The sequence below is a fragment of the Pseudomonas sp. BTN1 genome (genome assembly GCF_001907715.1).
Taxonomy (GTDB): domain Bacteria; phylum Pseudomonadota; class Gammaproteobacteria; order Pseudomonadales; family Pseudomonadaceae; genus Aquipseudomonas; species Aquipseudomonas paracarnis.
Genome location: NZ_MPBM01000009.1, coordinates 136605 through 150746, shown reverse-complemented (window position 1 = coordinate 150746; position 14142 = coordinate 136605). Strand labels below are relative to the sequence as shown.

Genomic DNA, 14142 nt, shown 5'->3' with positions numbered 1-14142 from the left:
TGCACCTTGGTGCGCGAATGCTATTCAACAAAGCAAATAAGGTGCAACCAGTTTCTGCCGATTAAGTTGCACCCAAGTATGTTTTAGGACAAACGCGCTTTTTTTGCTCCTTTTCGGAGCAAGAACAGCCGATCTCAGAAGCAAATGCACCAGCGCGGAGCGGATTCGGTCGCCTGTTTATTTTTTTCCGATCAAGCGTCGAACATTTAACCAACAAAAGGGTTGCACCCGGTTGCACCTCGGGATGGGCAAAGCTAATCTTGCCGCCAGCAGATGCCACTCGGTAGTGGCACCCATGAGGATAAAAAAATGGCAACGACCACCCTTGGGGTCAAACTCGACGACCCGACCCGCGAACGCCTGAAGGCCGCCGCGACCTCCATTGATCGTACGCCGCACTGGCTGATCAAGCAGGCGATTTTCAATTACCTGGAGAAACTCGAGGGTGGTGCAACCCTGTCCGAGCTCAATGGCTTGAGCAGCAAGGAGGCCGATGATGCCGGCGAGGTCCAGGCCGACCACGCCCACCAGTGCTTCCTTGAGTTCGCCGAGAGCATCCTGCCGCAATCGGTATTGCGTGCCGCAATCACCGCCGCTTACCGTCGCCCCGAGCCGGAAGTGGTGCCGATGCTGATCGAACAGGCGCGCCTGCCGGCGCCGATGGCCGAAGCCACCAACAAGCTGGCCGCGAGCATTGCCGAAAAACTGCGCAATCAGAAGAGTGCCGGCGGCCGTGCCGGTATTGTTCAGGGCCTGCTGCAAGAATTCTCCCTGTCGTCCCAGGAAGGCGTGGCGCTGATGTGCCTGGCCGAAGCGCTGCTGCGTATCCCGGACAAAGGCACCCGCGATGCGCTGATCCGCGACAAGATCAGCACCGGCAACTGGCAGCCACACCTGGGCAACAGCCCTTCGCTGTTCGTCAACGCCGCCACCTGGGGCCTGCTGCTGACTGGCAAGCTGGTGTCGACCCACAACGAAGCGGGCCTGACCTCGTCCCTGAGCCGCATCATCGGCAAGAGCGGCGAGCCGATGATCCGCAAGGGCGTCGACATGGCTATGCGCCTGATGGGCGAGCAGTTCGTCACCGGCGAAACCATCGCCGAAGCCCTGGCCAATGCGAGCAAGTTCGAAGCCAAGGGCTTCCGCTATTCCTACGACATGCTCGGTGAAGCCGCCCTCACCGAACACGACGCCCAGAAGTACCTGGCCTCGTACGAACAAGCCATTCATTCCATCGGCAAAGCCTCCCATGGCCGTGGGATCTATGAAGGCCCGGGCATCTCCATCAAGCTCTCCGCCCTGCACCCGCGCTACAGCCGTGCGCAGTACGAGCGGGTGATGGACGAGTTGTACCCGCGCCTGCTGTCGCTGACCTTGCTGGCCAAGCAGTACGACATCGGCCTGAACATCGACGCCGAAGAAGCCGACCGCCTGGAGCTGTCCCTGGACCTGCTCGAACGCCTGTGCTTCGAGCCGCAATTGACTGGCTGGAACGGCATCGGCTTTGTGATCCAGGCGTACCAGAAGCGTTGCCCGTATGTGATCGACTACGTCATCGACCTGGCCCGCCGCAGCCGCCATCGCCTGATGATCCGCCTGGTAAAAGGCGCGTACTGGGACAGCGAAATCAAGCGCGCCCAGGTCGAAGGCCTGGAAGGCTACCCGGTGTACACCCGTAAGGTGTACACCGACGTTTCCTACATTGCCTGCGCGCGCAAACTGCTGTCGGTGCCGGAAGTCATCTACCCGCAGTTCGCCACGCACAACGCCCACACCCTGTCGGCTATCTACCACATCGCCGGTCAGAACTATTACCCCGGCCAGTACGAGTTCCAGTGCCTGCACGGCATGGGTGAACCGCTGTACGAACAGGTTGTAGGCAAGGTTTCCGAAGGTAAGTTGAACCGTCCGTGCCGTGTGTACGCGCCGGTCGGTACCCACGAAACGCTGCTGGCCTATCTGGTACGCCGCCTGCTGGAAAACGGCGCCAACACCTCGTTCGTCAACCGCATCGCTGACCAGTCCATCTCGATCCAGGAACTGGTAGCCGACCCGGTGGCCAGCATCGAGCAAATGGCAACCCAGGAAGGCGGTTTCGGCCTGCCACACCCGCGCATCCCTTTGCCGCGTGACCTGTACGGCAGCGACCGCGCCAACTCGGCCGGTATCGACCTGGCCAACGAACATCGCCTGGCCTCGTTGTCCTGCGCCCTGCTGGCCACTGCTCACAACAACTGGAAAGCCGCACCGATGCTCGGTTGCGCTGCCAGCAATGAAGCGGCACAACCGGTTCTGAACCCATCTGACCTGCGTGATGTGGTCGGCCAGGTACAGGAAGCCACCGTCGAAGACGTCGACAACGCCATCCAGTGCGCCATCAGCGCCGCGCCGATCTGGCAGGCCACCCCGCCCGCCGAACGTGCTGCCATCCTGGAGCGCGCCGCCGACCTGATGGAAGGCGAGATCCAGCCGCTGATGGGCCTGCTGGCCCGTGAAGCCGGCAAGACCTTCGCCAACGCCATCGCCGAAGTGCGTGAAGCCGTGGACTTCCTGCGTTACTACGCGGTGCAGGCGCGCAACGACTTTACCAATGACGCCCACCGCCCATTGGGCCCGGTGGTGTGCATCAGCCCGTGGAACTTCCCCCTCGCCATCTTCAGCGGTCAGGTAGCTGCAGCGCTGGCTGCCGGTAACCCGGTGCTGGCCAAGCCTGCCGAGCAGACGCCGCTGGTGGCTGCCCAGGCCGTACGTATTCTGCTTGAAGCCGGTATTCCGGAAGGTGTGCTGCAATTGCTGCCAGGCCAGGGCGAAAGCGTCGGTGCCCGTCTGGTGGGTGATGATCGCGTCAAAGGCGTGATGTTCACCGGTTCCACCGAAGTGGCGCGCCTGCTGCAACGCAATGTCGCCGGTCGCCTGGATGCCCAGGGTCGCCCGATTCCACTGATCGCCGAAACCGGTGGCCAGAATGCGATGATCGTCGATTCCTCGGCGCTGACCGAACAAGTGGTGATCGACGTCGTGTCGTCGGCCTTCGACAGCGCCGGTCAACGTTGCTCGGCACTGCGCGTACTGTGCCTGCAGGAAGATTCGGCAGACCGTGTGGTCGAAATGCTCAAGGGCGCCATGGCTGAATGCCGCCTGGGTAACCCGGAACGCCTGTCGGTCGACATCGGCCCGGTGATCGACGCCGAAGCCAAGGCCGGTATCGAGAAACACATCCAGGCCATGCGTGACAAAGGCCGCAACGTTTACCAGGTGGCGATTGCCGACGGTGAAGAGATCAAGCGCGGCACCTTCGTGATGCCGACCCTGATCGAGCTGGAAAGCTTCGACGAACTGCAACGCGAGATCTTCGGCCCGGTGCTGCACGTAGTGCGCTACAAGCGCAAAGAGATCGACCAGCTCATCGGCCAGATCAACGCTTCCGGCTACGGCCTGACCCTGGGCGTGCACACGCGCATCGACGAGACCATCGCCAAGGTGATCGACAACGTCAATGCCGGTAACGTCTACGTCAACCGCAACATTGTTGGCGCCGTGGTCGGCGTGCAGCCGTTCGGCGGCGAAGGCCTGTCGGGCACTGGCCCGAAAGCCGGTGGCCCGCTGTACCTGTACCGCTTGTTGTCGACTCGTCCTACCGATGCAATCGAGCAATCCTTCGTACGCGGCGACAAGTTGGCCGCGCCGGATGTGCGCCTGCGTGATGCCATGAGCCAATCGCTGACCGCCCTGAAAACCTGGGCCGACGGCAATAAGTTCAGTGAACTGAGCGCCCTGTGCACGCAGTTCGCCGCCCAGTCGCAAAGCGGTATCACCCGCCAACTGGCCGGCCCGACCGGCGAGCGCAACAGCTACGCCATCCTGCCGCGCGAGCACGTACTGTGCCTGGCCGAAGTGGAAGGCGACCTGCTGACCCAACTGGCGGCGGTATTGGCCGTCGGTGGTTCGGCGGTATGGCCGGAAACCGAGCTGACCAAGGCCTTGTTCCCACGCCTGCCTAAAGAGATTCAGGCGAAGATCAAGCGCGTGGCTGACTGGACCAAGGACGACGTGGTGTTTGACGCCGTGCTGCATCACGGTGATTCCGACCAACTGCGTGCGGTGTGCCAGCAAGTGGCGCAGCGCGGTGGGGCGATTGTCGGGGTGCATGGCATGTCTCAAGGTGAGACCGCGATTGCCCTGGAGCGCCTGGTGATCGAGCGAGCGTTGAGCGTAAACACCGCCGCGGCGGGTGGTAACGCCAGCCTGATGACCATCGGCTAACTGACACACCGCGGCTGATCGTTCCCACGCTCCGCGTGGGAATGCAGCTTAAGGACGCTCTGCGTCCAGAAGCGTGACGCGGAGCGTCAAAAGAGGCGTTCCCACGCAGAGCGTGGGAACGATCTCGATGCCTCGCCAGCGTTCTGCCCTTCTATCACTTAAATCAATCTTGCTAGCCACCCTACATTCGCGCACTTAGACTCAGGCCAATTCCTTCAAAGGTACGCCGCCATGTCCGAGACGCTGCTCAGTTCCCGCAATCTGGCTTTCGAGCTGTATGAAGTCCTCGATGCCGAGGGCCTGACCCAGCGCGAGCGGTTTGCCGAGCACAACCGCGAAACTTTCGACGCTGCAATCAGCACGGCGCGCAGCATCGCCGAAAAGTACTTCGCCCCCCACAACCGCAAGAACGACGAAAACGAACCGCGTTATGAGAACGGCCAAGCGATCCTGATCCCGGAAGTCAAACCCGCCGTAGACGCCTTCCTGGAGGCCGGTTTCCTCAACGCAGCACGTAGCTTTGAAGCAGGTGGCATGCAACTGCCGACCCTGTTGTCCCAGGCCTGTTTCGCGCACTTCCAATCGGCCAACGCCGCCTCGACGTCCTACCCGTTCCTGACCATGGGCGCCGCCAACCTGATCGAAAGCTTCGGCACCGAGGAGCAGAAACAACGCTTCCTGCAGCCAATGATCGACGGGCGCTTCTTCGGCACCATGGCCCTGACCGAGCCCCATGCAGGTTCTTCCCTGTCGGACATTCGTACCCGTGCAGAACCCGCGGCTGACGGCAGTTATCGGCTCAAGGGCAACAAGATCTTTATCTCCGGTGGCGACCATTCGCTGTCGGAAAACATCGTGCATATGGTGCTGGCAAAATTGCCGGACGCTCCCGCAGGCGTGAAGGGCATTTCGCTGTTTATCGTGCCCAAGTTCCTGGTCAACGAGGACGGCAGCCTGGGCGCTCGCAACGATGTGCTGCTGGCAGGGCTGTTCCACAAGATGGGCTGGCGCGGCACCACGTCCACGGCGCTTAACTTTGGCGATAACGGCAACTGTGTCGGCTATCTGGTGGGCAAGCCGCACCAGGGGCTGAGCTGCATGTTCCAGATGATGAACGAGGCACGCATCGGCGTGGGCATGGGCGCGGTGATGCTCGGTTACGCCGGCTACCTCTACTCCCTGGACTACGCCCGCGAACGGCCCCAGGGGCGCCTGCCTGATAGTAAAGACCCGAGCACCGCACCGGTGGCGATCATCCAGCACGCCGACATCAAGCGCATGCTACTGACCCAGAAAGCCTATGTGGAAGGCGCCTTTGACCTCGGCCTCTACGCGGCGCGGCTATTCGACGACACCACCACCCTGCAAACCGACACCGAGCGCAAGCAAGCCCACGAACTGCTCGACCTGCTCACGCCCATCGTCAAATCCTGGCCGTCGGAGTTCTGCCTCAAGGCCAACGAGCTGGCGATCCAGATTCTCGGCGGCCACGGCTACACCCGCGAATACCCGGTGGAGCAGTACTACCGCGACAACCGCCTGAACCCCATCCATGAAGGCACCCACGGCATCCAGTCCCTGGACCTGCTCGGGCGCAAATTGGCGCAGAACGGCGGCGCCGGTTTAAAGCAGTTGATTCGCCTGATCGCCGAAACCGGAGCCCGGGCGCAAAAGCACCCTTCACTCACGGCACTGCGAGAGCCTCTGGAGCAACTGGTAAACCGGCTGCAAAGCGTCACGATTGGCCTGCTGACCGATCTCGCCCAAGGCAAGGTCAACAGCAGCCTGGCGAACTCGGCGCTGTACTTGAAAGTGTTCGGGCACACGGTGATTGGCTGGCGCTGGCTGGAACAGGCGATCCGCGCCGAAGAAGGGCTGGCCAAAGGGGAAGCGGCTGACGCGGCCTTTTATAAGGGCAAGCTCCAGGCCGCCCGGTACTTCCTGACCTGGGAAGTACCGAGCTGCCATCATGAACTGGCGATTCTGGAGGCACGCGACGATACGTGCCTGGGCATGCAAGAGGAATGGTTCTAGCCCTCAGGGCTGACCGATCACCTTAGAGATCACATCGACCGTGGCGCTGACTTGCTCTTGGTAACGGTCGAGTTCCTGCTGGTGCGCCTGTTGCATTTCAATCTGCTCGGCGCACAGGTTCAGCGCGGCCAGTACCAATAGCTTGTCACCGATCAGGGTCGGGTACTTTTTCTTGGTAACCGCCAGGGAGGCCTTGAGCATGGTCACGGCATGCATCAGGGTCTGATCTTCGCCGGCCGGTGCCTTGATCGAGTAATCCTCTCCGAGAATCGAAACGACCTTTATGCCCTCACTCATGCGCTGACAGGCCCTGCACTTACACGCTCAACCAGCGCCTGGATGCGGGCGGCGGTGGCGCCGTGCTTTTCTTCCTGTTCCATCAGGTTCAGTTGCAGGCTGTCGTTTTCGTCCTTGGCGCGGGCCAGCTCGGCCTTGAGGGATTCGTTGCTGCCCAGCAGTTCTTGATTCTGCTGTACGAGGTCGCTGACCAGTTGTTCCAATTGGCTGAGGGATGCTTCTAACATTTTGATTTCTCGGGCGTTTAAAAAGGGCGGTGACGATAAAGAAAATTCACCTCGGATGCCAGGATTATCCCCGGCCGCGCAGCCCGATGTTGCAAGGCCGGGCCGCACTTTCGAGCCTTAGTGACTGCATTTACCCGATCTGGTTCCTGAACTCACACAACCCCTGGTCCGATGCGACAAAAGCGCGCGCCCCCTTAAGACTTTAGTCGCAGGGCCGATAAGGCGGGCACACCTCGTCTCATGGCCGCATGGATAGCGCCTCCCCCAGGACTCCAGCATGTCTCTTCGTAATATGAATATCGCCCCGAGGGCCTTCCTTGGCTTCGCGTTTATTGGCGCCTTGATGTTGTTGCTCGGTGTGTTCGCCCTGAACCAGATGAGCAAAATTCGTGCAGCCACCGAAGACATCACCTCGGCCAGCGTGCCCAGCATTCGCGCCCTGGATGAATTCACCCAACTGACCCTGCGCCTGCGCGTGCTGTCGTACCGCTTGCTGACCAACCGCGAGCCAGATGTACAGCAAAAGACCCTGGAAGCCTTCGAACTGCGCAATCAGCAGATTCGCACAGCCCAGGACATCTACGAAAAACTGATCACCAGCACCGAAGAGCGCAACGCTTACAACGAGTACGTGCGCTTGCTGGGTCAGTACCGCCAGATTGAAGAGCGCATGAAGAGCCTGTCTCGCGCCAATCAGGTCAACGAGCTGCGCAGCCTGCTCAACACCGAGTTGCTGGACAACTCCGAGCAGGTCAATGCGGTCTTGACCCGCTTGCTGGATATCAATAACGACGACGCCAACGCCACCAACCAGCGCGCCAAAGACCAATACGACATGGCCTTTGACCTGGTGGTAGGCCTGCTGGTGGTTGCCACGGCGCTGACCTTGCTGTTCGCCTGGCTGCTGACCCGCAGCATCACCCTGCCCATCGCACAGGCGCTAGAAGCCGCCGAAGAAGTGGCCGAAGGCAACCTGACGCGCCCGATCACCGTGGACGGCAACGACGAAGCCGGACGCCTGCTCGCGGCCATGGCCAAGATGCAACACAAACTGCGCGACACCCTGCAACGTATCGCCGGCTCCGCTACCCAGCTAGCGTCTGCCGCTGAAGAGCTGAATGCGGTCACCGACGAAAGCGCCCGTGGCCTGACCCAGCAGAACAACGAAATCGAACAGGCCGCCACTGCCGTCAACGAGATGACCAGCGCGGTGGAAGAAGTCGCACGCAACGCGGTGAGCACCTCCGAAGCCTCGCGCAATGCCACCACCTCTGCCGGTGACGGCCGCGACCTGGTGCAGGAAACCGTTAGCGCTATCGAACGCATGAGTACCGACGTACAGGCCACCGCTTCCCTGATTGGCGACCTGGCCAATGAATCGAGGGATATCGGTAAAGTGCTGGACGTGATCCGTGGCTTGGCTGACCAGACCAACCTGCTGGCCCTGAACGCAGCGATTGAAGCAGCTCGAGCCGGGGAAGCCGGGCGTGGTTTCGCCGTGGTGGCCGATGAAGTGCGGGCGCTGGCCCATCGCACCCAGCAGTCCACCAGCGAGATCGAACGCATGATCGGCAGTATCCAGACGGGTACCGAACATGCAGTGGATTCGATGCGCAACAGCACCGAGCGCGCCGAATCGACACTTAACATCGCACGAGGCGCGGGCCTGTCGCTGGACACCATCAACACGGCGATTGTGGAGATCAACGAGCGCAACCTGGTGATCGCCAGCGCGGCGGAAGAACAGGCCCAGGTGGCGCGGGAAGTGGACCGCAACCTGGTGAATATCCGTGACCTGTCGGTGCAATCGGCCACCGGCGCCAGCCAGACCAGTGCGGCGAGCGGCGAATTGTCGCGGTTGGCGGTGGACCTGAACGGGATGGTCGGAAGGTTCCGCCTCTGAAATAAGCCTTTGCTCACACCGCATACCCTGTGGGAGCTGGCTTGCCTGCGATAGCAATCTATCAGCTAACGCCCCTGGCGCCTGGCACACCGCAATCGCAGGCAAGCCAGCTCCCACATTTGATCGATGCGCAGCCACAAAAGCTTTTTGACAGCGCAGCAATTCAACAGGTTAGAATCCCTGGCACGCAGACTGCATGGTCAGTTTGCGTCCTGTCTTCCCCTGCCCTGGAGTACTGCCTTTGAATGCGACGACCATCAACAGCCTGTTCTTGATCGGCGCGTTGCTGGTGACTGCGAGCATTCTGGTGAGTTCGCTTTCGTCACGCCTGGGGATCCCCATCCTGGTGATTATCCTGGCCGTGGGCATGACCGCCGGGGTCGATGGCGGTGGCATCATTTTCGATAACTACCCGACCGCCTACCTGGTGGGCAACCTCGCCCTCGCCGTGATCCTGCTCGACGGCGGTTTGCGCACCCGGGTGGCGAGTTTCCGCGTGGCGCTGTGGCCGGCCTTGTCCCTGGCCACGGTGGGGGTGTTGATTACCACCGGCCTCACCGGCATGGCCGCGGCCTGGCTATTCGACCTCAATATCATCCAGGGCCTGCTGATTGGCGCCATTGTCGGCTCCACGGACGCCGCGGCGGTGTTCTCACTGCTGGGCGGCAAGGGCCTCAACGAGCGGGTCAGCGCCAGCCTGGAAATCGAATCGGGCAGTAACGATCCGATGGCGGTGTTCCTCACCGTCACCCTGATCGACATGCTCGCCAGCGGCCAGACCGGCCTGCACTGGAGCCTGCTCACGCACCTGATCCGCGAATTCGGCATCGGTGGCCTGGTAGGCCTGGGTGGCGGCTGGCTGATGTTGCAACTGGTCAACCGCATCAACCTGGCCAACGGCCTGTACCCGATCCTGGTGATCGCCGGCGGCCTGTTCGTGTTTGCCCTGACCAACGCCCTGCACGGCAGCGGCTTCCTCGCCGTGTACCTGTGCGGGCTGGTGATCGGCAACCGCCCGGTGCGCAGCCGCCATGGCATTTTGCACATGCTCGACGGCATGGCCTGGCTGGCGCAGATCGGGATGTTCTTGGTGCTGGGCCTGCTGGTCACGCCTCACGATTTGCTGCCCATCGCCCTGCCCGCCCTGGGCCTGGCGCTGTGGATGATCCTGTTTGCCCGGCCGCTGTCGGTGATGGTTGGCCTGCTGCCATTCAAAGCGTTCCACGGGCGCGAAAAGGCCTTTATCGCCTGGGTCGGCCTGCGCGGCGCGGTACCGATCATCCTCGCGGTGTTCCCGCTGATGGCCGGTCTGCCCCATGCACAGCTGTACTTCAACCTGGCGTTCTTTATCGTGCTGGTCTCGCTGTTGGTGCAGGGCACCAGCCTGCCGTGGGTGGCCAAGTTGCTTAAAGTCACCGTACCGCCAGACCCGGCGCCGATCTCCCGCGCGGCCTTGGAAGTGCACGTTACCAGCGAGTGGGAGTTGTTCGTCTACCGCCTGGGCGCTGAAAAATGGTGCATCGGCGCGGCCCTGCGCGAGCTGAAAATGCCCGAAGGCACGCGCATCGCCGCGCTGTTTCGGGGCCAACAACTGCTCCATCCGTCGGGTAGTACGGTGCTGGAAGTCGACGATTTGCTCTGTGTGATCGGCCACGAACACAACCTGCCGGCTCTGGGCAAACTGTTCAGCCAGGCACCGCAACGGGGCCTCGATTTGCGCTTCTTCGGCGACTTCGTCCTCGAAGGCGACGCCCAGCTGGGCGCGGTTTCCGCCTTGTACGGGCTCAAGCTTGAGGGTATCGACCCGGACATGCCGCTGAGCCGTTTCATCACCCAGAAGGTGGGCGGTGCACCGGTAGTCGGCGACCAGGTGGAGTGGAACAACACCATCTGGACCGTCGCGGTCATGGACGGGAACAAGATTGGCAAAGTCGGCGTCAGATTCCCCGAAGGAAGTCGCCCGGGCCCCGGACTCTTCCTCTAAACTGCGGGACAACGACGCCCCGATTCTTCACTTTGCAAGACCGGTCTCTATGCCAACCCTGCGTACTTTTCTCGCCACTGCCCTGCTGGGCCTGACCCTTTGTGTTGGCAGCGTATACGCCGCCGACCCGCCCAGCGCCGAAGCCGTCCAGCAAAGCCTGGATAAACTGCCCGACCGCAAGCTGCCTGACGCCGACATGAAGGCGCTGCAGGCGACCCTGCAACAGACCCTGACCTACCTGGGCAATCAGCAGGACTACGAGCAGCGTCTGGCCGACCTCAAGCGCCAGCTGGAAGAGGCCCCGCGCCAGACCAATGAGAACCAGCGTGAGCTGGCGCGCCTCAAGGCCACCAAAATCATTCCGGTGGCCCAACGCTACGCCAGCCTGCCGGTGCCGCAGCTTGAGCAGTTATTGGTGCAACGCAGCACCCAGCAAGGCGACCTGCAAAAAGAACTGGCCGACGCCAACAGCCTGACCATCGCCGCCCAGACCCGCCCCGAGCGCGCCCAGACCGAAATCAGCAGCAGCCAGACGCGCATCCAGCAAATCAACGCGACGCTCAAGCTTGGCAAAGACAACGGCAAGCCCCTCAGCAGCGACCAGCGCAACCAGCTCAACGCCGAACTGGCGGCCCTGAATGCCTTGATTCCCCTGCGCCGCCAGGAATTGGCCGGCAACAGCCAGCTGCAAGATTTGGGCAACAGCCAGCATGACCTGATCCAGGAAAAAACCGCACGCCTGGAGCAGGAAATCCAGGACCTGCAAACCCTGATCAACCAGAAACGCCTGGCCCAGTCCCAGCAGACGGTGACCCAACAGTCCATCGAAGCGCAGAAAGCCGGCGGCAGCAGCATCCTGGCCAAGGAAAGCGCAGACAACCTGAAGCTGTCCGACTACCTGCTCAAAAGCACCGACCGCCTCAACGACCTGACCCAGAAAAACCTGCAGACCAAGCAGCAACTGGACACCGTGACCCAAAGCGATTCGGCCCTGGACGAGCAGATCAACGTGCTCAAGGGCAGCCTGCTGCTGTCCAAGATTCTCTATAAACAAAAGCAGGCCCTGCCGCGTCTGACCGTGGACAAAGACCTGGCCGACGACATCGCCAACATTCGCCTGTACCAGTTCGAGGTCAACCAACAGCGAGAGCTGATCACCTCCCCCAGCGCCTATGTGGACAACCTGCTGGCCAACCAGCCGCCAGATGAAGTCACCCCGCAACTGCGCCGCACCCTGCTGGAAGTGGCGATCACCCGCAGCGACCTGCTGGAACGCCTGAGCCGCGAACTGAGCGCACTGCTCAACGAATCCATCACCCTGCAACTGAACCAGAAACAACTGCTCAGCACCGCCAGCACCCTGCGCGCCACGCTCGACGAGCAAATGTTCTGGATCCCCAGCAACAAGCCGCTGGACACCGAATGGCTGGAAACCGTACCGGCGCACCTGAGCAAGCAGGTCACCACCCTGCCCTGGGCGTCCAGCGTCAGCGAGCTGTATGACGGCCTGACCCAACGCCCGCTGCTGTTCCTGCCGTTGCTGTTGCTGATCGGCGCGCTGCTGTGGCGGCGCAATGCGCTGTATGTGCGCCTGAAAAAGGTTCACCAGGACATCGGCCACTTCAAGCGCGACAGCCAGTGGCATACGCCGCAGGCCATCCTGATCAACATCCTGCTGGCGATGCCCGTGGCCCTGGGCCTGGCGCTGTGCGGCTACGCGTTGCAGATCGACGCCCGCGGGCAAAACGCCAACCTGGGCGCGGCCTTGCTGCAGATCGCCCAAGCCTGGCTGGTGTTCTACACCGCCTACCGCATCCTCGCGCCGGGCGGCGTGGCGGAGCTGCACTTTCGCTGGGAGAGGCCGCAGGTCGAATTCCTGCAAGGCTGGATACGCAAGCTCGGGCTGGTGGTACTGGCGTTGGTGGCCGTGGTCGCAATTGCCGAACATCAACCGGCCGCGCTGGCTGACGACGTGTTGGGTATCGCCGTGGTACTGACCTGTTACGGGCTGATGGCCTGGCTGCTGGGCCGCCTGCTGCTGAACAGCCCAACCCACGAAAAGGCCTCATTGTTTCGCAAAGCGATCGGGGTGGTGTTCACCGCCCTGCCCATCGCGCTGTTTATTGCCGTGTGCTTTGGCTATTACTACACCGCGCTGAAACTCAGTGACCGGCTGATCAACACCCTGTACCTGCTGATGTTCTGGCTGGTGATCGAAGCCACCTTCGTGCGCGGCCTGGGGGTTGCCGCACGGCGCCTGGCCTACGCCCGCGCCCTGGCCAAACGCCAGGCAGCCAAGGAGGCCGGTGACGGCGAAGCGGTGATCGAAGAGCCGACCCTGGACATCGAGCAGGTCAACGAACAGTCCATGCGCCTGATCCGCCTGGCCCTGCTCGGCGGCTTTATCGCGGCGTTGTATTGGGTGTGGTCGGACCTGATCTCGGTATTTTCCTATCTGGACAACGTCACGCTGTACGAATACACCAGCGGTACCGGTGCGAATATCAGCATGGTGCCCATCAGCATCGGCGACCTGCTGGGCGCGTCGATTATCATCGGTATCACCTTCGCCCTGGCGCGCAACCTGCCCGGCCTGCTGGAAGTGCTGGTGCTGTCCAAGCTCGACCTGGCCCAAGGCAGCGCCTACGCCACCACCACCTTGCTGTCCTACATCATTGCCGGCGTGGGCTTTGTCACCACCCTTTCCACCCTCGGTGTGAGTTGGGACAAGCTGCAATGGCTGGTGGCCGCGCTGTCGGTGGGCCTGGGTTTCGGCATGCAGGAGATCTTCGCCAACTTCATCTCCGGCATCATGATTTTGTTCGAACGCCCGGTGCGCATCGGCGACACCATTACCATCGGCAACCTGTCGGGTACGGTGAGCAAGATCCGTATTCGTGCCACCACCATTACCGACTTCGACAATAAAGACATCATTGTCCCCAACAAGACCTTCATTACCGGGCAGTTGATCAACTGGTCGCTGACCGACACCATCACTCGGGTGACCCTCAAACTCGGCGTGGACTACGGCTCCGACCTCGATCTGGTGAAGGAACTGTTACTGAAAGCCGCTCGGGAAAACCCTCGGGTCCTGAAAGAACCGGAACCCCATGTGTACTTCCTCAACTTCGGCGAAAGCACACTGGACCACGAGCTGCGCATGCACGTGCGCGACCTGGGCGACCGCAACCCGGTGCTCGACGAGGTCAACCGCTTTATCAACCGCGAGTTCAAGAAACAGCACATCAACATCTCGTTCCGGCAGATGGAGATCTACCTGAAAAACCTCCACGGCCAGGAATACAAACTGGTGCCGGCCGAGGATGAGCGCAAGACCATTGTGCAGCCCGTCGACCAGCCCGACGCCCCAGAGCCACCTGCGGGCAAAGTGGTGGATGCGCCGGAGCCGCCACCCAGCAAACTCGACTAAA

Annotated in this window: 7 protein-coding genes and 1 pseudogene; 6 read left to right on the top strand and 2 right to left on the bottom strand. The window is 61.7% G+C overall.

Annotated features, from left to right (window positions below):
• Positions 1–309: 309 nt before the first annotated feature.
• Both putA and BMH52_RS04325 read left to right on the top strand, forming a co-directional pair.
• A complete protein-coding gene (gene putA / locus BMH52_RS04330; RefSeq protein WP_032893907.1) occupies positions 310–4263 on the top strand; it encodes a trifunctional transcriptional regulator/proline dehydrogenase/L-glutamate gamma-semialdehyde dehydrogenase in 3954 nt (1317 codons plus the stop codon).
• A gap of 231 nt (positions 4264–4494) precedes the next feature.
• A complete protein-coding gene (locus BMH52_RS04325; protein WP_072434831.1) occupies positions 4495–6297 on the top strand; it encodes an acyl-CoA dehydrogenase in 1803 nt (600 codons plus the stop codon).
• 3 nt (positions 6298–6300) lie between these two features.
• Here the strand turns inward: BMH52_RS04325 and BMH52_RS04320 are convergent, their stop codons facing one another.
• Complete coding sequence (locus BMH52_RS04320; RefSeq protein ID WP_003187971.1) at positions 6301–6594, bottom strand: cell division protein ZapA; 294 nt, start codon at positions 6592–6594, stop codon at positions 6301–6303.
• On the bottom strand, positions 6591–6821 hold the full coding sequence (locus BMH52_RS04315; RefSeq protein WP_003187970.1) for a hypothetical protein: 231 nt from the start codon (positions 6819–6821) through the stop codon (positions 6591–6593). Before BMH52_RS04315 ends, BMH52_RS04320 begins: the two co-directional genes overlap by 4 nt.
• A gap of 277 nt (positions 6822–7098) precedes the next feature.
• On the opposite strand from BMH52_RS04315, the pseudogene BMH52_RS29920 reads away from it, so the two are divergent.
• The 4 genes and pseudogenes from BMH52_RS29920 to mscK form a co-directional block, all read left to right on the top strand.
• Positions 7099–7869, top strand: a pseudogene (locus tag BMH52_RS29920) (MCP four helix bundle domain-containing protein); the annotation flags it as partial.
• Entirely contained in the window at positions 7852–8724 is an 873-nt protein-coding gene (locus BMH52_RS29915; RefSeq protein WP_370694794.1) for a methyl-accepting chemotaxis protein, read from the top strand. The pseudogene BMH52_RS29920 and the gene BMH52_RS29915, both read left to right, overlap by 18 nt.
• Positions 8725–8965: 241 nt before the next feature.
• Entirely contained in the window at positions 8966–10708 is a 1743-nt protein-coding gene (locus BMH52_RS04305) for a potassium/proton antiporter (protein WP_014716612.1), read from the top strand.
• 49 nt (positions 10709–10757) lie between these two features.
• Complete coding sequence (gene mscK, locus BMH52_RS04300) at positions 10758–14141, top strand: mechanosensitive channel MscK (protein WP_014716611.1); 3384 nt, start codon at positions 10758–10760, stop codon at positions 14139–14141.
• Position 14142 lies beyond the last annotated feature (1 nt).